Below are 18,800 nucleotides of genomic sequence, written 5' to 3'. Positions count from 1 at the left end.
TCCAAAACCGCAAGGGTCAGTTCCGGTTTTTCAGAACCTCATAAACCTGCGATATCGCTCCGTCCTGAGCCCCTTTCTCTATCACATCCTCAATTAATTCCAGCACCCGCTTCTCATCGTTGCTGCGAAGCCCTGGCCAATAGACATAGGGTACTAAATCCGGATTGCTGATAAAGAACAGGGCGGTTTCTTCCGGTTTGTTCTCTATGTTTCCCCTTAGGCCCAGGGTGAATTGGCGGCCTCCATTGCCACGGAGCGTTATAAGGAGCGAGTTGTCTTGCTCAATGAAACGGGTTTCCTCTACAGAAACGGGTTCTGCGAGGTCGGGCACTGACGTTATGTAGTACTGAAATCCCAGAAAGGCCACCAATACGAAAAGCAGGGTGGCCAGGGCGATGGATTTGAACATCGGATGGACTCCGGGCTGGCTACATGGCTCTCGCGAAAATCCCGAAGGGCAGGGACTTCAACACGTAACTCAGCGGTGTCCAGGGCCACCAGGGCACATAGGCCCGGCGTTTTTCCGATTCGATGGCTTTCACCAGAGCCTTCACGCCGGTTTCCAGATCCACCCGGAAGGGCGCATTTTTCGTATCGCGGTTAATATCGGTGAGAATGTAGCCGGGCATGATGTTGCTAACGTTGATGGGCTTGCCCTTGGTATCCAGTTGCAAGCCTTCGGCCAAGGAGGCCACGGCGGCCTTGGTGGCGGCGTAAACATTCAGTGGGCCGCGGAATCCACGGACGCCACTGACCGAGGACATCAGCACCAGGTGACCACTGTTTTGCGCGCGGAAAATCTCCATGGCCGCCTCGCTCTGGGCAATGGCGGCGATGAAGTTGGTTTCTGCGGTGTGGCGGTTGGCGGCAAAGTGCCCACGGCCTATGGGCTGTGAGCTGCCAATACCCGCGTTCACGACCACCCGGTCGAGACTGCCGAGCTCATCACGGAAGCCACGGAACACCTCGAACACCTGATCGTAATTGCAGACATCAAGGCCTCGAACAAGCACCCTGATATTCGGATATGCCTGTTGCAATTCCCGCTGGAGAGCCTCTAGCTTGTCAGCCCGACGTGCGCACAGCGCAAGGTTACAGCCTTTGGCGGCCCATTCGCGGGCCATGCCTTCTCCGAGACCGGTGCTGGCACCGGTAATCAGAATGTTCTTTCGCATCAGTTATCCCTTGGATCCGTTCTGGTCATTTGTCGTCACAGTACCATGATCGGACACCAATGGGATTGACTGAAACGCAGCTCTGGCTTGGCCTTTCCGTTCAGCGTGGCGGTCACTCCACCATCACCGTGATCTGCTCGGAGACCACGGGCGGGTTATGCGGCACGTGCATGTGATCACCCACCAATAGTTGCAGCGTATGTTTGCCCGGCGATAGCGTGATCTCGGTTTCGGTTTGACCGCCACCAAAGTGCTTGATCTGATCCGTTGCCGGAAGGGATTGGCTTAAATCAGAAGGCACATCGGTATCGATCAGCAGGTGGTGGTGCCCGGTGCCTGCTTTTTCAACGCCAGCGGGCGCCACGCCCATATGCCGCAGGCCAAAGACAACTTTGAAGGTTTGGTCAACGGTTGCGCCATCGGTTGGCTGGACAAAATACACGCCAGCGTTGGCCGGTGCCTCAGACATTTTGCTCTCTGCGAACGCTGCTACTGGTGCAATCAACAGAGCTAAAGATAGGCTAATTGCGATCCTGTTCATCTCATTTCCTCCCTGGTGTTCTTCACACGTGAGTATAGTTGAGGAAATGACGTTGTGGCGGGCGAATCAGTGCTTGAGGGCTGGGATAATGTAATTTTCAATTATTTGGAACTGGCGGCGCAGAAAGGACGAACCTGGTGACGGAGGGGTAGGGTCTGACGTCATCACCACGGTCATTTGAAGAGCAGGCATTACGTAAATCACCTGGCCGCCATAGCCCCGCCCGTAATACCCCATTTCGCCCGCTAGGGGCTGCTGGAACCATCCGTAGCCATAGGGATCATCGGTGTAAGCGGATCTTGCCCGTTCCATCCATGATTCGCTCACCCAGTTCTCTGGAAACAGAAGCTGGTCGCCAACACGCCCCTCATTGCGATACAGCTCGCCGATTTTTGCCAGGTCGCGGGGCGAGAGAAGCATATTGTTGCCACCGAAATAGATTCCCTGAGGGTCCCGGCCCCAGGCCGGAATCGTGATATTCAGCGGCTCGCCCAACCACTCCCGCGCCAGGGCAAGGGTGCTTCGTCCGGCGCTTTCGGTGAGCGCGGCGGAGAGCAGATGGCTGCTGCCGGTTGAGTAGAGCATGCGCCCGCCCGGCTCATCGACAAAAGGGCGAGTGAGCACATGGCGCACCCAGTTCTCGCTGTTCACCCACGGCCCATAGTATCGGCCAGATGTTCGCTGTAACCCCGCTTGCAAAGATAGAAGGTGCCCTAAAGTTATTCTGTCCACGCCCTCGGTAGCGGAGGCTGGTACACGGTCACCGAGAGTTTCAATAACCGGCTGATTGGTTCCCTCGAACACGCCTTTTTCGATGCCGATACCCACCAGCGCAGCGAGCACCGTCTTGGAGAGCGACTTGATGTTGGTTGGCGTGTCCAGGCCGGCGTTCTTCAAATCCAATGCCAGAATTTCCTCACCCTCATGGACAACAATCAGGCTGTGAAGGCGCTCAAGGTTCGCAGCCTCTCTCGACACATTTGTTCGCCAGTCGGCGATCTCTGAATGGCCTGGCAGGGGCACCAGTAGCAGAAGTGCGAAAATCCAACTTGATAAACGTCGCATAGTTTCGAGGGTCGTGATTATCTGTTTTTAAAAGGGAGAACACTCGACAAAGGTACGTCAGGACACGGCCGGGGGCTCACCACTCAATTAAGCCTGTTCGTTCAATGGTCTGATCTGGGTGATTTGATCAACGCGCCTGGCACCAAAAGCCAGATGGTCTTGCCTTCACGAAGCCAAAGATAGGGCAGGTAGCAGCCGACGATTTCAGCCAGCGAATACGAGAGGATTTTCGAGCAATTACGAAAGACTTCTAAATCATAGGCCTGCAATTCGGCGAAGCCCCATCACCCGCAAGGCCTTGTGCCCGAAGGTTTGCTTGTCGGCACACCGGTTCAAGTCTTAACCCATTTATCACCTTCCTTGTGATATTCCTGTTTTACCGCTGCCCAAGCAACTTTGTGGGCCGTTTCTTCGCGGCCTGAATGGCCCCGGCGGTCCTCGGGATCGTTGTATTCATCCCAGGCAGAGTTGAATGCTTTGCGATAGATCTCCTGGGCATGGCCTGGCAAATTGTTGCGTACGCTCGCTGGTAATTCCGAATTGTTGTTGTAGGGCATGGGGCCTACCTCCGAAAATGCTTTCGTCATTTACAGGTTAGCAGCTGGTAGCTTGGGGGCAGGAAAAACTGTTACAGCTCCAGCACAAGATTTCTGCCACCAAGAAAAAGCACCCAAACCGTTACCGCTGCCCAATGAATGATTACCGGTACCCAGATAGAGCGGGAAAGCACATAGGCGTGGCCGCAGGTAAGCCCCATAGCGGCCACGATAACGAGAAACCACGGATCGAGGAAAAGAGGAATAGCCGTGGGATTAAAGGCCAGCGCATTGAGCGGATGCCAGGCAACGAATACCAACGTACTGATCACCACACGCCAAAACGCTTTTATGCGCCCCGATTCGAGAATGTTTCTCGGAATCAGTACGCCCCTGAAGAAGGCTTCTTCGAGCAATGAGGGGAACACAAACAATATGAAGGGGAGCAGGGGAGTGATTGGCGAATCCAGCCATCCCGGTTGAAATAGGCCGGCGCTAAAGCCCACTGACAGGGCTATGAAGACGAACACTGGTACCAGCGCCCAGGTCTTTGCCGGTGCCTTAGTAGGGGAGACCAGAAAACTCTGGCCGAGGTTGTCCGAAAAGTATCTTGCAGGCTTCGTCATGACTTTTTAAAGGTATCTAAAGCCACCGGCGCACCCGTCGCTCATAATCCCGGAAGTCATCGCCGAACATCTCCCGCAGGGCACGCTCCTCCGGTGCAATCTGGAACCGGTTCATATACACCATGAAGACAAAGATGCCGATCAAGGCCCAGGCGGACGCCAGGAAAACGCCCCAGCCGAGGAGCCACAACCCGAAACCCAGGTACATTGGATTGCGGGAATAGCGGTATACGCCTGAGCTGACCAGCGTGGAGCTGGCTTCCGGCTTGCGAGGGTCTACCGTTGTATTCGAGGAGCGGAACGCAAGCACACCGGCCAGTGCGAACAGGGCACCCAGCAGAAACAGGGCGGTTGCTACTGCCAAACGAAGCGTTTCGCCAATGTTTACGCGCGGGCCTGATTCTGCGATGAGCCACATCAGTAACCCCACAATCAGTACCAGCGCGACAGGTGGAATGCGTTTCTCCATTTGGTCCGTTTTCACTATCAAAAAGTTTTCATGCAATGAGGAGATGACAGGCTAGCGAAGCTGGCTGTCCTTGCTGCCTCTGCGATTGATTGTGCCTGAGTGAGGGTGCTCCTTTTCAAGGGCCGACTGGCAGTCAATGCACAACCGGACACCGGGAATAGCCTTACGCCGGGCCTCCGGAATCGGAACACCACACTCATCGCATTCCTCGGCGCTCTCGCCTCCGGCTAGCTGGCTGCGAGCGCGTTGGATTTCGTCTTCAACACTGGCGTCGATCTGTTCCTGCACCGCACCATCCTTTGACCATCCACCTGCCATGAGCCCTCCGGAATCTGGGTGACTGATACCATTGAACATTACCATTCGAGCGCGAGTGCTCAAACATGCTGGAACCGACTTTTCTCGGGAACTGGTTTCCCTTTCGGTCTCCGGGCTTACTTGCGATGGAGCGCCCTGTAGCGTTCCTCGAGTTCGGCACGAATCGCGCGGCGCTCTTTACCGTTGGCAAATCGCCGGATCTGATCATCGGTGCGTGGAACCAGCTGCGGCACGGCGACGGCTTTGCCGTTGTCATCAACCGCCACCATGGTAAAAAAGCAGCTGTTGCTATGCCGGACCAACTTGTCGCGGATGTTCTCGGTAACCACTTTGATGCCGATCTCCATGGAGGTACGGCCGGTGAAGTTCACACTGGCCAGAAAGGTGACCAGCTCGCCAATTTGGATCGGTTGGAGGAACATCACCTGGTCGACGGACAGGGTAACGACATAGGTCCCCGCGTAGCGGCTGGCGCAGGCATAGGCAACCTCATCCAGGTACTTCAGCAGGGTGCCGCCGTGGACATTGCCGGAGAAATTGGCTTTGTCCGGCGTCATCAGGACGGTCATGCTCAGTGTTGTTGATTCGGGTTCCATGGCGTTTCTCTGGTGGTTTGCTATCCAGTATAGGCGCCAGGGTGCTGGCGTTGGCAGTAGTTATTCATCGGCCTCGAAAGTCACCAGATCCACATCCGCTGCCTGGGTGCGCAACGGCACCAATGCCTGATAGGCAGCGGAGTTGTGCCAATCGGCGGCGGAACCCGCATCCGGAAAGCGGATAACAACCGTATCGGTGTGCCGGTATTGCCCGCTAAGTACCTTTGCCTTTGTACCCCGAAGCACCAGTTCCGCACCCCAGGGAACCAGCGTTTCTGGCACCAGGCTACGGTATTCCGCCCATTTGTCCGGGTCTTTCACGGTGATGTTGCCGATAACGTAGGCTGTCATTCGCGGTCTCCTGTTATCGATTGGGTGATTCAGTCGGGTTGAGTGGGAAGGTCACGAAAAATAGATCTGTCTTGGTTTCGCCACGCTTGTCGCGCGGATTGCATTGTTATGCTTTCTGGAACAAAATTGTACCAATTATTGGTACTAACGAGGTGGCATCATGCAAAAGAACACCAGCATCACTCTAGGCCAACATTTTGATGCGTTCATTGCGGAACAACTCAAAAATGGCCGGTACAGCTCAACCAGCGAAGTTGTCCGTGCAGGATTGCGCCTGCTTGAAGAGTCCGAAACCCGCCTGACTACGCTCCGCAAACTGCTTAAAGAAGGCGAAGACAGTGGTTTTGAAGACTACTCCTATGACTCGTTCATTCGCGAACTGGACAACGAAGAGCGCTGATGCCGAATTTCAAGCTTTCCAGGAAGGCCAAAGCTGACCTCAAATTTATAGCACTTTACACGGAGCGTGAATGGGGCCGGGATCAGCGAAACCACTACATTTTTCAGTTCGACCAGTGCTTTAATCTGCTGGGTGAAAATCCGAACCTGGGACAATCCTGCGATGAGATCAGCTCCGGCTACCGACAGTACCCCCAGGGAAGCCATAGCATCTTTTATCGGGTAGCCACCGAGGGTGTTGTTGAAGTTATCCGCATCCTGCACAAACGCATGTTGCCGGAAGGGCATCTTCTTTAAGGCATAACGCCTGCAGTAAGCGCGGCTTTGGAATGGAGGCGAAGCCGCAATGGAAAAGCGGTCACCGTGCCTGCGACTGTTAGATTATCTTCAGTTATACCCGCTGTAAGAAACAATCAACTCACCCTGAAAATTCAGTATCTCCTGCTCTAGTGCATGGGTTACGCATCTTGAGTCGAGGAGGCTAAAATACAGTACAGGCGAAGACTTACAAATCTAACTTCATCCATTTTTGAAGCTTTGATATGAGAGCAATAGTAAAGAAGGCGCTCATTACTGTAGTAGCCCCCATTTAAACCGGACACCTTGGTAGAAGCAAAGGCCTAGGCATAGACCTAGTGCAAAGGAGTGTCCAAGGTGGAGAGAATCGAAGTCATAACCGGAGTGCAACGTCGTCGCCGGTATTCCGCACAGGAGAAGGCATTCATGGTTGCTGAGTGTGAGCGGCCAGGCATGTCAGTGTCGCTTGTAGCGCGACGTCATGGTATATCAGCAAGTCTGTTGTTCCGTTGGAAGAAGCTGATGAAAGACGGTGGCATGTCCGCGATTGAATCCGGTGATGAGGTTGTCAGTGCATCCGAGGTGAAGGCCCTGAACAAAAAGGTTCGGGACCTGGAGCGGATGTTGGGCCGCAAGACGATGGAAGCTGAAATACTCCGGGAAGCTCTGGAGGTGGCTCAGTCAAAAAAGTTGATCTCGCGCATGCCGTTGCTGCCACCGGACGATACCCTCTGAAGCGGGTAGCGGAGGTACTGAAGGTATCGCGCTCCAACCTTCTGGATCGCCTTCACGGCCGCCAGAAAGGTAGATGTCCCAGATACAAAAAACAGGACGATGACCGGCATTTGCCGGTTATCAGAGAGCTGTGTGAAGTCCGTGCGGCCAATGGCTATCGAAGGATTACGGCACGCTTGAATCGGTTGCTTGCAGCCAACGATGAGCGAGTGAACCACAAGCGTGTGTACCGGCTGATGAAGCAGGATGGGCTGTTGTTGCCCCGTTACACGGGCCGGCCTCAGGAGCGTTGTCACAACGGCCAGGTCATTACGTTGAAGCCGGACCTCCGTTGGTGCTCAGACGGCTTCGAGATCCGCTGTTGGAATAAGGAGGTGGTTCGCGTGGCCTTCAGCCTGGACTGCTGTGATCGGGAACTGATGCGCTATGTGGCGACGACCGGGGGAGTCACCGCTGAGATGGTCCAGGACCTGTTGCTGGAAAGCCTGGAATACCGCTTCGGCCAGTCAGAGCATGTTCCACACCCGCTGGAATGGCTGACGGACAATGGCAGCTGCTACATTGCCAAAGAAACGCGAGCGTTCGCATCTTCTCTGGGCTTTGTGGTGTGCACTACGCCTGTGAGAAGCCCGCAGAGCAACGGCATGGCTGAGGCCTTCGTGAAGACGTTCAAAAGGGACTATATTTACCTGAACGATCTTCCCGACGCCGCCTCTGTGATGGCGAAGTTGCCGGAATGGATCGAGGACTATAACCGCAGTCACCCACACAAGGGACTGAAAATGAAATCGCCCTGGGAATACCGGGCGGAACTGGCATCAAATGAATGAGGTGGTGTCTGGTTTAGCGGGGGCAACTACAATTACCAAGAGAAAGCCACCAGCCAGGAATAATAAAAACACTAAATGTAGGCCCATTGTTACTGCCCGCGCTCATGAATTCACCGAGTGTTAATTCCTTGGCTCCTGTTGTGTTATTGCTGCTGATAGCAACACGCTTGAACGTAAAGGAAACCTCAGTTAGAAAGCCCAAATTCTTTCAAACAAAGACCCCAAGAAAAAAGAGCACTAACAGCGCAGTGACACCCTTTGCTGATGTGATCTTCTTTATGAATTCATTGATTTCGGGTGTCATCAGTATTCCTAGTGCGCTAGCATTTGTATAGCGGTCGCGATGATCATTTTCCAGACCAATTATCCAGGCTGACCACTTTGCCAATCTAACCAAATACTCTATAAACTCAATGTCCTGATTCCCAGCCTGTCTCAGAGCTTCGATAGAAACGACCACCACGAGCGTTTTTCCTGATATCAGCGACTTTTCGTTAAAAGCGATCGTCTTTCCCCATAAACAAAAAGGCCCGAAGTTCTCACTCCGGGCCTTCTCGTCACTCATTGCAGTCAATCACCTCAACCGCATTTGCTATCGCCGCAGGACAGACAGGTCGCACACCCGTCCATGACGATTACCGCCTTTGTGCTGCACTTGCTACACATGGTGGCGTTGGGCGGGAAGTCGCTGGCCTTTTCATCGTTTGTGGCCGTGGTGTGGTTGGCTTCGAACTCGGCACGCTTTTCGGCGAGGATGCGTTTGGTGGTTTCGCTCATTTCCTCGCTTTCCAGAAGGCCGATGGCCTTCAGGTGCTTCTCGATCACGGCACCGATTTCAGCGACCAGGGAAGGCATGAACACGCCGCCTTTCTTGAAGTAGCCGCCGTTGGGGTCGTACACGCTGCGCAGCTCTTCCACCAGGAAGGTCACGTCGCCACCCTTGCGGAATACCGCGGAGATAACGCGGGTGAGTGCGATAACCCACTGGAAGTGTTCCATCGACTTGGAGTTGATGAACACTTCGTACGGCTGCCGGCTCTCATGGTCGGTGCCCTCGTTGAGCAGGATGTCGTTGATGGTGATGTACATCGCGTGCTCCGCCACCGGCGGCTTGATCTTGTAGGTGGTGCCCAGCAGGAAGTCCGGCCGTTCGATGTATTCGTTCATCTGAACGGGCTTGGTTTCCGCGTGCACCGGTGCCTGGTGTTCGGGGGCTGCTTCTGGGTCGGCCTTCTTTACGCGGTAGCCGACGATTTTGTTGCTGATTTTAACTGTCATGTTCGTTGTCCTGTGTCGGTTCCCGGATCAGTACTTGCCGTAGGTGCCTTCTTTAAGCGCGTCAAACAGGTTTGCGGCGTTGTGGATTTCGCCGTCGTACTCTACCTGTTCGTTGCCCTTGAGGGTGACCTTGCTGCCGTCGTCCAGGGTGAACTCGTAAAGGGTGTTTTCCAGATCCTTCTCTTTAACCAGTACGCCCTGGAAGGCTTCCGGGTTGAAGCGGAAGGTGGTGCAACCCTTCAGGCCCTTGTCGTAGGCGTAGAGGTAAATGCCCTTGAAGTCCTGATAGTCGAAGTCTGTCGGAACGTTCGCGGTCTTGGAAATCGAGGAATCTACCCACTTCTGGGCAGCGGCCTGAATGTCTACGTGCTGCGCCGGCGATACATCGTCGGAGGTGGTGAAGTAGGCCGGCAGCTTCTTGTCGTCCTCTTCAGAGAAAGGCATGGCGCCCGGGTTCACCATATGACGGTATGCGAGCAGCTCGAAAGAGAATACGTCGACTTTCTCTTTTGTCTTACGGCCTTCGCGGATGATGTTCCGCGCATAGTGGTGCGAGAAACTCGGCTCAATGCCGTTACTGGCGTTGTTGGCCAGTGACAGGCTGATGGTGCCGGTCGGTGCGATGGATGTGTGGTGGGTAAAGCGACCACCTTTTTCGGCCAGTTCTTCCACCAGCTTCGGCTCTACGCTGGCAATCTGTTGCATGTACTTGCTGTATTTAGCGTGCAGTACGCGGCCCTTGAGCTTGTCGCCCAACTTGTAGCCGTCTTCAGACAGCTGCGGGCACTTGCTGAGCATTTTGGGGGTAATTTCGAACTCGTCGTCCATGATCGGCGCAACGCCTTTTTCCTCGGCCAGGGCGAGGGACTGGCGCCAGCCCTCCACAGCCATTTCACGTACGACTTCTTCGGTGAACTGCACAGACTCTTCAGAACCGTAGGGCATACGCAGCATGGCTAGGGTGGAACCCAGGCCCAGGATGCCCATGCCGTGGCGGCGCTTGTAGGTGATTTCGTGGCGCTGCTCGGCCAGCGGCAGGCCGTTGATCTCTACCACGTTGTCCAGCATGCGGGTGAAGATGCCCACCACCTTGCGGTATTTCTCGTAGTTGAAGCTGGCTTTGTCGGTAAACGGGTAGTCCACGAACATGGTCAGGTTCACAGAGCCCAGCAGGCAGCTGCCGTAAGGGGGCAGCGGCTGCTCACCGCAGGGGTTGGTGGCACGGATGTCTTCGCAGAACCAGTTGTTGTTCATCTGGTTGACCTTGTCGATCAGGATGAAACCCGGCTCGGCGTAGTCGTAGGTGCTGGTCATGATGGTGTCCCAGATAAACTGGGCTTTCAGGGTGCGGTAGATGCGGCAGGCAACTTTGCCTTCATCGTTTACCACGTAGCCTTTCTGCTCCGGAAAATCCCGGTACACAAACTGGCTTTCGTCGCTCAGGTCCAGCTCCTCGTCTTCCACTTCCTTTTGGGTAACGGGGAAGGAGAGGTGCCAGTCATCACCGTTGCGCACGGCTTCGATGAAGTCTTCGGTGATCAGCAGCGAGAGGTTGAACTGGCGCAGGCGACCGTCTTCACGCTTGGCCTGGATGAAGTCGATCACGTCTGGATGGTGCACATCGAACGTGGCCATCTGGGCGCCGCGGCGGCCACCGGCAGAGGACACGGTGAAGCACATGCGGTCGAAGATATCCATGAACGACAGCGGGCCGGAGGTGGTGGCACCGGCGCCGGCCACATAGGCGCCTTTCGGGCGCAGGGTAGAGAACTCGTAACCGATACCACAGCCTGCCTTGAGGGTAAGGCCGGCTTCGTGGTTCTTTTCCAGAATGTCGTTCATGGAATCCTGAACGGTGCCGGAAACGGTACAGTTAATGGTGGAGGTTGCCGGCTTGTGCGCTTCGGCACCGGCATTGGAAGTAATCCGGCCGGCGGGAATAGCACCGTTCTGCAGGGCCCAGATGAAATTCTTCATGTGCTGGGTGCGTACGGATTTGTTCTCCACCTCGGCAAGGGCTTTGGCAACACGTTCGTAGGTTGCGTTAATGTTCTTGTCTACGGGCTCGCCGGTCTTGGTCTTCAACTGGTATTTGCTGTGCCAGATGTCGATCGAGGCTTCCTGCATCGGAATTGTCGTTACCACTGCCTGTGCCTTAGCGTTCATTTCCACCCTCTATCTTCCGGTATGTCTTCTTTTGATGGCACCAGTCCTTGTACCGGCGGCGCCATACCCCTTGAGAATCGTGTCTTTGGCCTTGGGCCTGTTTTCTTTTTAACCACTATATATGGGCTGAATCTGGAAGGAGTATAACAGGATATAGTGTTCTGTGAATAAGAACGCAACTATTGATAGACGCTTCGGGGCAAAGAAAATCAATCAAAACCGGCTTGAATCCGGGAAATTTTTTTTAAAACAGAGGTTTGGAGATAAAGGTTCAAAACCACTACATGTTGTGGTTTTGTGATGCTGCGGTGTCAATAGCAAATTGTGCGATTCCGGTCGGAAATTGGCAAAATCAGGCAATCAGGAAGCGAAAACGGGGGCCAATCCGGCCCCGTTTTTTATTAACCCAGCAACAGACTGTCGTCGTCCACTTCCAACCCGCGCTGTTTTTCGAACAACCCGAGCAGATCCTTCACTTCCAGGCCCTCGCGGTCCCTGCCTTCGATATCAAACACCACCTCACCCTGGTGCAACATTACCGTGCGGCTGCCGACTTCCAGCGCCTGTTTCATGCTGTGGGTCACCATCAGTGCGGTGAGCTTCTGCTCTTCGATGATCTTGGTGGTGAGTTCCAGCACGAATGCGGCGGTTTTCGGGTCCAGCGCGGCCGTGTGTTCGTCCAGCAGCAGGATGCTGGAGGGCGTGAGGCTCGCCATCAGCAGGCTAACGGCCTGGCGTTGGCCGCCGGACAGCAGGCCCATCTTGTCGCCCAGGCGCTTTTCCAGGCCGAGGTTCAGGGATGAAAGGCTGTCCTTGAACTTCTCCATGTACTGCCTTTTCACGGCGCTTGTCAGGCCCCGGCGTTGGCCACGCTTGATGGCCAGGGCGAGATTTTCTTCGATGCTCAGGCCTTCGCAAGTTCCGGCCAGCGGGTCCTGGAATACCCGGGCAACACGGCCGGCCCGTTTGTGGGTCGGCAGTTTGGTTACGTCCAGGTTGTCCACAATGATCTGGCCGCTGTCTACCAGCACTTCGCCGGCCAGCGCGTTCAGGAAGGTGGACTTGCCGGCGCCGTTACTGCCTATCACCGTGACGAATTCGCCCTGATTAACGGTCAGGCTCATGCCCCGGAGCGCCGGGTTTTCCAGCGGTGTTCCTTTGCCAAAGGTGAGCCGGAGATCGGTTGCACTGATCATTTTGCCTCCTCAGGCGCCTTTGCGTGGAGAGTTGCGGGAAAGTTTGCCTGCAATGGATGAACGCACGCCTGGCAGCACGATGGCCAGGGTGACCAGAACCGCGGTAATCAGGTTCAGGTCCTGGGCCTGCAGGCCGAGAAAATCCGCGTTCAGGGCGAATGCAATGGCCAGTCGGTAGATGATTGCGCCAACCACGCAGGCGATGAGCGCACGTACAACCGTAGATGGCGTAACTACGGCTTCACCGCCAATCAGGGAGGCAAGGCCAATAACGATCACACCCACGCCCATGGTTACATCAGCTGCGCCTTGGCTCTGGGCAAAGAGCGCACCGGCGAGCCCAACAAGGCCATTGGAGACGGCAACGCCAAGAACAATCATGGCGCCGGTGGCGATGCCCTGTGCCCGGGCCATTCTGGCGTTGGCGCCGGTGGCTCGCATGGCCAGCCCGGTTTCGGATTTCATAAACCGCCACAGAAGTATCAGGGCGACAACGACCACAATGACGAAGAGCAGCACCGGCACCTGATGGTAGGCCAGATCCAGGTTGTACCAGGGGGTCAGCACGGTTTCTTCAGTTAGCAGAGCCACGTTCGGGCGGCCCATGATGCGCAAGTTGACCGAGTAGAGCGCGATCATGGTCAGAATCGATGCCAGCAGGTTCAGAATGTTGAGTTTTACATTCAGCAGGGCAGTGACTGCGCCGGCGGCCATGCCGGCCATCACCGCACAGCCAGTAGCCAGCCAGGGGTTCCAGCCTTCAATGATCAGTACGGCTGCAACGGCAGCACCGAGGGGGAAGCTGCCGTCTACAGTGAGGTCCGGGAAGTCGAGCACCCGGAAGGAGAGGTAGATGCCGAAGGCGACCAGGCCGTAGATCAGTCCGGTCTCAATGGCACCATAAAGCGCGATGTTACTCAGCATGGTCGGGTATCACCAATGATAAAACGGGCAGCCCCTCGTGAGGGCCGCCTGTGGGGTTCAGGGGGTTACTTGGCGCTGTCGATAACTTGCTTCGCGTCTGCGATTACATCATCGGACAGGGTGATGCCCATGCGCTCTGCGGCGGCCGGGTTCACGAAAAGATCCAGCTTTTCCATGGTCTCAACAGCCATGTCGCCCGGCTTTTCGCCATTTAGTACCCGGGCAACCATCACGCCGGTCTGGCGGCCATGGTCGTAGTAATCAAACCCGAGGGCCGCAACCGCGCCGCGCTCAACGGTTGCGGTGTCTGCTGCGAATACCGGAATGCCGGCGCGCTCACCAACAGAGATGACAGCTTCGGCCGCACTGATCACGGTGTTATCAGTGGTCAGGTAGATGGCATCGGCTTTGCCGACCAGGGAGCGGGCGGCACCCAGAACCTCGGAGGTTTTGGTGGCAGCGCCTTTTACCAGTTCAAGACCGCGGGCGGCGAGGCGCTCTTCCAGCAGTTCCACCAGGGAGACGGCGTTGGCTTCGCCCGGGTTGTAGACGGTGCCAATGCGTTTTGCATCGGGCATCACCCGCTGAAGCATATCCAGGTGTTTGTCGATGGGCAGCATGTCGCTCACACCGGTGATGTTGGCGCCCGGCGCTTCCATGTTGCTTACCAGCTTGGCTCCAAGCGGGTCAGTAACAGCGGAAAAGATTACCGGTGTATTGCGGGCCGCAGCGGCAACGGTCTGGGCAGAAGGCGTAGCAATTGCCACGATCACGTCTGGGCTTTCGCCAACAAATTTGCGGGCAATCTGGGAGGCGATGGCGGAATTGCCCTGGGCACTTTCATGCATCACTTCCAGGTTGTCGCCTTCTTTGAACCCGCGCTCGGCGAGTTCGTCTTTAATGCCCTGGTAGACGGCGTCCAGTGCCGGGTGCTCCACAATCTGTGTGATGGCTACAACGCGGGGTTCCTGGGCCTGAACTAGGGTTGCCAGCGCCAGCAGTGTGGCACTGAACAGGGTGCGCAGGGTTGTCTTGGCCATATGCCCATCTCCGGGTAGGTTAACTGGTATGTTGCAATTCTGAAGGGGCGGAAGTTTACCACAGGCACAGGGCGGGAGGGGTAGGGGATGTTGCCGTAAGCGGTGCTATGATCGTAATAGATGCAGTTGCAAATTATTTTGCTTGTGTCACGTTTTGACGGCTCATACTATGTTGAAATACCCTACGAAAGTCTAATAAGAAAACATCCATAATTCGAACAACGAACTGCAAGGAAGGTCCATGGACACAACTAATAAACTTCCCCTGGATATGGTCTATCACTGGGAGAAGGACAAGGCGAATTCGGTCTATATGACTCAGCCCATCGGGGGCGGCAAAACGGTGGATTATACCTGGGGTCGGGCGGTAGATGAGGCAAGGCGCATGGCGTCGTACCTGAAGTCCCTGAATCTCCCCGAAAAGAGCCGCATCGGTCTGATCTCCAAAAACTGCGCCCATTGGATCATGACCGACTGGGCCATCTGGATGGCCGGCCACATTTCCGTGCCGCTGTATCCCACCCTGAACGCCGATACTGTCAATTACATTCTCAATCACGCTGAGTGTGAGGTAGTGTTTGTTGGCAAGCTGGACGACTGGGACATGATGAAACCGGGCGTACCGGATTCAGTTCGGTGTATTTCCTTCCCGCTGAGCCCGCCCAATGATTTCGAAACCTGGGACGATATTGTTGCCAGGTATCCGCCCCTGGAAGAAAACGTTCAGCGTGATGCGGACGAATTGGCAACCATTGTTTACACCTCCGGCAGCACCGGTAAGCCCAAGGGCGTCATGCTGAGCTTTTTCAACATGGCCTATGCGGCAGAGGGTGGCATGGAGGTGCTCGGTGTGGGCTCCGAGGAGCGCATGCTATCGTACCTGCCGCTGGCTCACGTATTCGAGCGTACCTTTGTTGAGTTGGCATCACTGTATGCCGGCTTCCACCTCTATTTTGCGGAATCTCTGGATACCTTCGTGGAAGATTTGCGGCGGGCCCAGCCAACGCTGTTCCTCTCCGTGCCGCGCCTGTGGGTGAAATTCCAGCACGGCGTACTCCAGAAACTGCCAAAGAAGAAGCTGGACCGGTTGCTGAAGATTCCCGTGGTCAACAAATTGATCAAGAAGAAGATTCTCAAAGGCCTCGGGCTGGACAAGGTCAAGTTGGCCGGCAGTGGCTCGGCGCCCCTGGCGAGCGACGTTCTGGACTGGTACCGCAACCTTGGCCTCGAGTTGCTGGAAGGTTATGGCATGTCTGAAAACTTTGCTTATTCCCACATGAGCAAGCCAGGGCGGTCGAGAACGGGTTACGTTGGTGAGTCAGCGCCGGGGGTTGAAACCCGGATCAGCCCGGAGGGTGAAATCCAGATCAAGAGCCCGGCCACCATGATGGGCTACTACAAGGACGAAGAGAAAACCCGGGAAACCTTTACCGAAGACGGCTTCCTGAAAACTGGCGACAAGGGTGAGATTGATGAGATGGGCCGACTCAAGATCACTGGTCGCATCAAGGAAATCTTCAAGACCAGCAAGGGCAAGTACATTGCCCCTGCACCCATCGAGAACCGCCTGATGTCCCACGACGCTATCGAAATGGTGTGTGTCTCCGGTGCCAATCAGACTCAGCCCTTTGCCCTCATAATGCTGGGCGAAGAGGCCCGACCGAAAATGGCGGATGAGGCGTTCCGGCAGGAGATTGAAGAGAGCTTCAAAAAGCTGATAGCTGATGTTAACAAGACTGTGGATCCACACGAGCAGCTGGCATTTATTACGGTGGTGAGCGACGAGTGGTCGATCGAGAACAGCTTCCTTACGCCGACGATGAAGCTCAAGCGTAATGTGGTTGAAGACGCATACCAGGAGAAAGTCGACAAGTGGTACGCGCAGCGTCAGCCGGTTATCTGGCAGTAACGCTTTCGATTACAGGTGAAGATGTTTTGGCCCGGCTCTGCCGGGCCTTTTTTGTAGTGGAAAAAAAACCGACGTAAGTCGCATAGGGAAACGGGGGAAGCAGGCCTAAACTGAAGGGATATCAGGAGGATGTTATGAGCCAGTTGTCCCTTTTCCAGAAACGTATCCAGGACGAGATTCCCCTTTCTCGGGCCTTGGGGATTCAATTGCATTCCTGGGATGGCCATTCGTTGTTACTCAGTGCACCTCTGGAGCCTAACAGCAACCACCAGGGTACCGGGTTCGGAGGCAGTGTTTACTCGGCGGCGGTAACGGCTGCGTGGGGCCTGACGGAACTGGCGCTCTGGGACCTCGGTCTCCGGGGTAACGTTGTGGTGCAGAGCGGGAATATCGACTATCTGGAACCCGTGACATCCGATTTTTACGTGATCTGCCGGCTGCCAGGGGATGAGATACCCGAACGTTTCCGCAAGAGCCTTGCGAGGCATGGCAAGGGACGGCTTGATCTGACGGCTGAAGTCTTCTGTGGGGAGCCAACTTCTATGCCGCAAGGGGACCCTGTGGCGGTATTCCAGGGGCGGTTCGTCGTTCAGGATGTGAAATCCCGGGTGAACTTTTGAACCGGTCAGGCGATTGAACGGCTGTTGGAGATTGAACGGCTCATCAGAATGATCGGAATGATGCCTGCCAGGACAATAATCAGGGCGGGCAGAGCGCTGTGGTAAAGACGCTCGTCAGAGGCAAACTGGTACACGTAGGTAGCCAGTGTCTCGAAGTTAAATGGCCTGAGAATCAGAGTGGCGGGCAATTCCTTCATGCAATCCACGAATACCACCAGGGCTGCAGTAACCAGCGTTCCCCTCAGCATGGGCAGGTGAACACGCACCAGGGTGTTGCCCGGACTGTGTCCCAGGGACCGTGACGCCATGTCCATGCTTGGTGTGATTTTCTGCAACGCACTTTCCACGCTACCGGCGGAGACCGCCAGGAACCGCACGGTATAGGCGAACACCAGGGCAAAGGCCGAGCCGCTGAGTAACAGGCCGGTACTTATGCCGAAAATATCGCGCATGAGGCTGTCCAGCCAATTGTCAAAACCTGCCAGTGGCACAATCACGCCCACGGCCAATACCGCGCCTGGCATGGCATAACCAAGACTGGATAGACGCATCAACACCTGCATTTTGCGAGTGTTGTGCAGACGGCGGCTGTAGGCAAGCGTGATACCGATGAGCAGGGTGGTCAGAGCTGCTGTGCCGGAGAGGAACAGGCTGTTGAAGGTGTTGCGGACAAAATCCGGGTTCCAGCTTTCACCAAAGTATTCCCAGGCATACAGGCCAAGTGTTGCGCCGGGGATCATAAACCCGAACAGTACAGGTAGTGCGCACACGACCACGCAAATCATCTGGCGCGGAAACGACATGGTGAAGCGCTGGATCGGGTCCCGGTTATCCCGGGCTGCGAATTGCTGCTGACGTCTTCGCGAGTAACGCTCAAGGGTAACCAGAATTACTACGAAGATCAGCATGGTAGTGGCTATCTGGGCCGCGCCGCCGAGGTTGCCCAGGTTCATCCAGGTATCGAACAGGCCGGCGGTCAGGGTCTGAACCGCGAAGAAATCCACGGTGCCGAAATCGTTCAGTGTTTCCATCAGCACCAGCGACAGACCCACAGCAACCGCAGGGCGGGCGATGGGCAAAACCACCTTGAAGAACGTGCTCAGCGCAGAGTGGCCGAGACTGCGACTGACCGCGAAGAGAGACGGGGACTGCTCCAGAAAAGCAGCCCGGGCAAGCAGGTAAACGTAAGGATACAGGACCAGCCCGATCATCAGCGTGGCGCCTTCGAGGCTGCGGATTTCCGGGAACCAGTAATCGGCGGCACTGCTCCAGCCGAAGAGGTCTCTGAGTGCGCCCTGAACCGGCCCTGCGTAGTCCAGGAGGCTGGTGTATACATAGGCAATAACATACGCCGGCACTGCGAAAGGCAGCAGCATGGCCCATTCAAAGAACTTGCGGCCGGGAAACTCGCACATAGTGACCGCCCAGGCCGAGGCCAGGCCTATCAACAGAGTAAGGGCGCCCACACCAATCATCAGTTTGAGTGTCGTGGTCAGGTAACGGGGAAGCGTGGTCTCGATCAAGTGTGGCCAGATATTCTCTTCGGGAAAAAACGCCAGAAAAATAACTGAAAGAACCGGAAGGGCGACGATGGCGGTGGTCAGCAGTGCGCTGATCATCCATTTTGGAGAGGTACGCTTTGCCAGCAGGGGCTGGGATAGCCCGGGATTAACGCTGGTTGCGGCCTCGCTCATAATGTCCCTGTATCTGGATGTGGGGTCTGTCCAAT

The 18,800-nt window shown here is 55.6% G+C and carries 22 protein-coding genes and 1 pseudogene; 5 read left to right on the top strand and 18 right to left on the bottom strand.

Annotated features, from left to right (window positions below; translation table 11 throughout):
• Positions 1-16: 16 nt before the first annotated feature.
• The 11 genes and pseudogenes from CFT65_RS13455 to CFT65_RS13405 form a co-directional block, all read right to left on the bottom strand.
• On the bottom strand, positions 17-409 hold the full coding sequence (locus tag CFT65_RS13455) for a hypothetical protein (protein ID WP_088828626.1): 393 nt from the start codon (positions 407-409) through the stop codon (positions 17-19).
• A 19-nt stretch (positions 410-428) separates the two neighbouring features.
• Complete coding sequence (locus tag CFT65_RS13450; protein WP_088828625.1) at positions 429-1,175, bottom strand: SDR family oxidoreductase; 747 nt, start codon at positions 1,173-1,175, stop codon at positions 429-431.
• A gap of 112 nt (positions 1,176-1,287) precedes the next feature.
• Positions 1,288-1,716, bottom strand: a complete 429-nt coding sequence (locus tag CFT65_RS13445; RefSeq protein WP_088828624.1) for a DUF4399 domain-containing protein — start codon at positions 1,714-1,716, stop codon at positions 1,288-1,290.
• A gap of 66 nt (positions 1,717-1,782) precedes the next feature.
• Positions 1,783-2,781 carry a serine hydrolase domain-containing protein gene (locus CFT65_RS13440; protein WP_088828623.1) on the bottom strand — a complete coding sequence of 333 codons (999 nt, stop codon included), beginning with the start codon at positions 2,779-2,781 and terminating at the stop codon, positions 1,783-1,785.
• A gap of 128 nt (positions 2,782-2,909) precedes the next feature.
• A pseudogene (locus CFT65_RS13435) lies at positions 2,910-3,008 on the bottom strand (hypothetical protein); the annotation flags it as partial.
• A 105-nt stretch (positions 3,009-3,113) separates the two neighbouring features.
• Positions 3,114-3,338, bottom strand: coding sequence for a ChaB family protein (locus CFT65_RS13430; RefSeq protein ID WP_088828622.1), 225 nt, complete (start codon positions 3,336-3,338; stop codon positions 3,114-3,116).
• Positions 3,339-3,409: 71 nt separating this feature from the next.
• Positions 3,410-3,943 (bottom strand): type II CAAX prenyl endopeptidase Rce1 family protein, encoded by a 534-nt coding sequence (locus tag CFT65_RS13425; protein WP_088828621.1) that lies wholly within the window; start codon positions 3,941-3,943, stop codon positions 3,410-3,412.
• A 16-nt stretch (positions 3,944-3,959) separates the two neighbouring features.
• Positions 3,960-4,412, bottom strand: a complete 453-nt coding sequence (locus tag CFT65_RS13420; protein ID WP_088828620.1) for a methyltransferase family protein — start codon at positions 4,410-4,412, stop codon at positions 3,960-3,962.
• A gap of 51 nt (positions 4,413-4,463) precedes the next feature.
• On the bottom strand, positions 4,464-4,730 hold the full coding sequence (locus CFT65_RS13415) for a DksA/TraR family C4-type zinc finger protein (protein WP_088828619.1): 267 nt from the start codon (positions 4,728-4,730) through the stop codon (positions 4,464-4,466).
• 116 nt (positions 4,731-4,846) lie between these two features.
• Positions 4,847-5,326: an acyl-CoA thioesterase gene (locus CFT65_RS13410; protein ID WP_088828618.1), complete on the bottom strand. Its 480-nt coding sequence runs from the start codon at positions 5,324-5,326 to the stop codon at positions 4,847-4,849.
• A 60-nt stretch (positions 5,327-5,386) separates the two neighbouring features.
• A complete protein-coding gene (locus CFT65_RS13405) occupies positions 5,387-5,677 on the bottom strand; it encodes a DUF1330 domain-containing protein (protein ID WP_088828617.1) in 291 nt (96 codons plus the stop codon).
• A gap of 160 nt (positions 5,678-5,837) precedes the next feature.
• Here CFT65_RS13405 and CFT65_RS13400 point away from each other — a divergent pair, with 160 nt between their 5' ends.
• The 3 genes from CFT65_RS13400 (at position 5,838) to CFT65_RS13390 (ending at position 7,938) form a co-directional block, all read left to right on the top strand.
• On the top strand, positions 5,838-6,077 hold the full coding sequence (locus tag CFT65_RS13400) for a type II toxin-antitoxin system ParD family antitoxin (RefSeq protein ID WP_088828616.1): 240 nt from the start codon (positions 5,838-5,840) through the stop codon (positions 6,075-6,077).
• The gene (locus CFT65_RS13395) at positions 6,077-6,373 is read left to right on the top strand and encodes a type II toxin-antitoxin system RelE/ParE family toxin (RefSeq protein ID WP_088828615.1); all 297 of its coding nucleotides are present in this window, start codon (positions 6,077-6,079) and stop codon (positions 6,371-6,373) included. The genes CFT65_RS13400 and CFT65_RS13395 overlap by 1 nt, the downstream gene beginning before the upstream one ends.
• Before the next feature lie 357 nt (positions 6,374-6,730).
• A protein-coding gene (locus CFT65_RS13390; protein WP_088826071.1) for an IS3 family transposase occupies positions 6,731-7,938 on the top strand; the annotation gives its coding sequence in 2 pieces (ribosomal slippage) (positions 6,731-7,058 and positions 7,058-7,938; 1,209 coding nt in all).
• A gap of 208 nt (positions 7,939-8,146) precedes the next feature.
• On the opposite strand, the gene CFT65_RS13385 is transcribed toward CFT65_RS13390, so the two are convergent.
• The 6 genes from CFT65_RS13385 to CFT65_RS13360 form a co-directional block, all read right to left on the bottom strand.
• Positions 8,147-8,503 (bottom strand): hypothetical protein, encoded by a 357-nt coding sequence (locus tag CFT65_RS13385; RefSeq protein WP_088828614.1) that lies wholly within the window; start codon positions 8,501-8,503, stop codon positions 8,147-8,149.
• A 14-nt stretch (positions 8,504-8,517) separates the two neighbouring features.
• Positions 8,518-9,216: an NrdJb gene (locus CFT65_RS13380; protein ID WP_088828613.1), complete on the bottom strand. Its 699-nt coding sequence runs from the start codon at positions 9,214-9,216 to the stop codon at positions 8,518-8,520.
• A 27-nt stretch (positions 9,217-9,243) separates the two neighbouring features.
• Positions 9,244-11,382, bottom strand: a complete 2,139-nt coding sequence (locus CFT65_RS13375) for an adenosylcobalamin-dependent ribonucleoside-diphosphate reductase (protein ID WP_088829563.1) — start codon at positions 11,380-11,382, stop codon at positions 9,244-9,246.
• A 401-nt stretch (positions 11,383-11,783) separates the two neighbouring features.
• Positions 11,784-12,578, bottom strand: coding sequence for an ABC transporter ATP-binding protein (locus tag CFT65_RS13370; RefSeq protein WP_088828612.1), 795 nt, complete (start codon positions 12,576-12,578; stop codon positions 11,784-11,786).
• 9 nt (positions 12,579-12,587) lie between these two features.
• Positions 12,588-13,502, bottom strand: coding sequence for an ABC transporter permease (locus tag CFT65_RS13365; RefSeq protein ID WP_088828611.1), 915 nt, complete (start codon positions 13,500-13,502; stop codon positions 12,588-12,590).
• Between the two features lie 65 nt (positions 13,503-13,567).
• Complete coding sequence (locus tag CFT65_RS13360; protein WP_088828610.1) at positions 13,568-14,542, bottom strand: ABC transporter substrate-binding protein; 975 nt, start codon at positions 14,540-14,542, stop codon at positions 13,568-13,570.
• Positions 14,543-14,783: 241 nt separating this feature from the next.
• Here CFT65_RS13360 and CFT65_RS13355 point away from each other — a divergent pair, with 241 nt between their 5' ends.
• Positions 14,784-16,451 (top strand): AMP-binding protein, encoded by a 1,668-nt coding sequence (locus CFT65_RS13355; protein WP_088828609.1) that lies wholly within the window; start codon positions 14,784-14,786, stop codon positions 16,449-16,451.
• A 134-nt stretch (positions 16,452-16,585) separates the two neighbouring features.
• A complete protein-coding gene (locus CFT65_RS13350) occupies positions 16,586-17,071 on the top strand; it encodes a thioesterase domain-containing protein (RefSeq protein ID WP_088828608.1) in 486 nt (161 codons plus the stop codon).
• A gap of 5 nt (positions 17,072-17,076) precedes the next feature.
• Here CFT65_RS13350 and CFT65_RS13345 read toward each other — a convergent pair whose 3' ends face one another.
• Complete coding sequence (locus tag CFT65_RS13345) at positions 17,077-18,765, bottom strand: ABC transporter permease (protein ID WP_088828607.1); 1,689 nt, start codon at positions 18,763-18,765, stop codon at positions 17,077-17,079.
• Between the last annotated feature and the right edge of the window lie 35 nt (positions 18,766-18,800).

Origin of the sequence: Marinobacter sp. es.048 (assembly GCF_900188435.1) — a bacterium.
Lineage (GTDB): Bacteria > Pseudomonadota > Gammaproteobacteria > Pseudomonadales > Oleiphilaceae > Marinobacter.
Note: the sequence above shows the minus strand (reverse complement) of the source record. Positions and strands in the feature narration are given on the sequence as shown.

Bases quoted from the DNA above. Each gene is read 5' to 3' on its own strand.
- CFT65_RS13370 (WP_088828612.1), bottom strand. From the start codon at position 12,578: ATGATCAGTGCAACCGATCTCCGGCTCACCTTTGGCAAAGGAACACCG.
- CFT65_RS13420 (WP_088828620.1), bottom strand. From the start codon at position 4,412: ATGGAGAAACGCATTCCACCTGTCGCGCTGGTACTGATTGTGGGGTTA.
- CFT65_RS13440 (WP_088828623.1), bottom strand. From the start codon at position 2,781: ATGCGACGTTTATCAAGTTGGATTTTCGCACTTCTGCTACTGGTGCCC.
- CFT65_RS13455 (WP_088828626.1), bottom strand. From the start codon at position 409: ATGTTCAAATCCATCGCCCTGGCCACCCTGCTTTTCGTATTGGTGGCC.
- CFT65_RS13445 (WP_088828624.1), bottom strand. From the start codon at position 1,716: ATGAACAGGATCGCAATTAGCCTATCTTTAGCTCTGTTGATTGCACCA.
- CFT65_RS13385 (WP_088828614.1), bottom strand. From the start codon at position 8,503: ATGAGTGACGAGAAGGCCCGGAGTGAGAACTTCGGGCCTTTTTGTTTA.
- CFT65_RS13350 (WP_088828608.1), top strand. From the start codon at position 16,586: ATGAGCCAGTTGTCCCTTTTCCAGAAACGTATCCAGGACGAGATTCCC.
- CFT65_RS13365 (WP_088828611.1), bottom strand. From the start codon at position 13,502: ATGCTGAGTAACATCGCGCTTTATGGTGCCATTGAGACCGGACTGATC.
- CFT65_RS13405 (WP_088828617.1), bottom strand. From the start codon at position 5,677: ATGACAGCCTACGTTATCGGCAACATCACCGTGAAAGACCCGGACAAA.
- CFT65_RS13450 (WP_088828625.1), bottom strand. From the start codon at position 1,175: ATGCGAAAGAACATTCTGATTACCGGTGCCAGCACCGGTCTCGGAGAA.
- CFT65_RS13400 (WP_088828616.1), top strand. From the start codon at position 5,838: ATGCAAAAGAACACCAGCATCACTCTAGGCCAACATTTTGATGCGTTC.
- CFT65_RS13345 (WP_088828607.1), bottom strand. From the start codon at position 18,765: ATGAGCGAGGCCGCAACCAGCGTTAATCCCGGGCTATCCCAGCCCCTG.
- CFT65_RS13425 (WP_088828621.1), bottom strand. From the start codon at position 3,943: ATGACGAAGCCTGCAAGATACTTTTCGGACAACCTCGGCCAGAGTTTT.
- CFT65_RS13355 (WP_088828609.1), top strand. From the start codon at position 14,784: ATGGACACAACTAATAAACTTCCCCTGGATATGGTCTATCACTGGGAG.
- CFT65_RS13415 (WP_088828619.1), bottom strand. From the start codon at position 4,730: ATGGCAGGTGGATGGTCAAAGGATGGTGCGGTGCAGGAACAGATCGAC.
- CFT65_RS13410 (WP_088828618.1), bottom strand. From the start codon at position 5,326: ATGGAACCCGAATCAACAACACTGAGCATGACCGTCCTGATGACGCCG.
- CFT65_RS13375 (WP_088829563.1), bottom strand. From the start codon at position 11,382: ATGAACGCTAAGGCACAGGCAGTGGTAACGACAATTCCGATGCAGGAA.
- CFT65_RS13380 (WP_088828613.1), bottom strand. From the start codon at position 9,216: ATGACAGTTAAAATCAGCAACAAAATCGTCGGCTACCGCGTAAAGAAG.
- CFT65_RS13430 (WP_088828622.1), bottom strand. From the start codon at position 3,338: ATGCCCTACAACAACAATTCGGAATTACCAGCGAGCGTACGCAACAAT.
- CFT65_RS13395 (WP_088828615.1), top strand. From the start codon at position 6,077: ATGCCGAATTTCAAGCTTTCCAGGAAGGCCAAAGCTGACCTCAAATTT.
- CFT65_RS13360 (WP_088828610.1), bottom strand. From the start codon at position 14,542: ATGGCCAAGACAACCCTGCGCACCCTGTTCAGTGCCACACTGCTGGCG.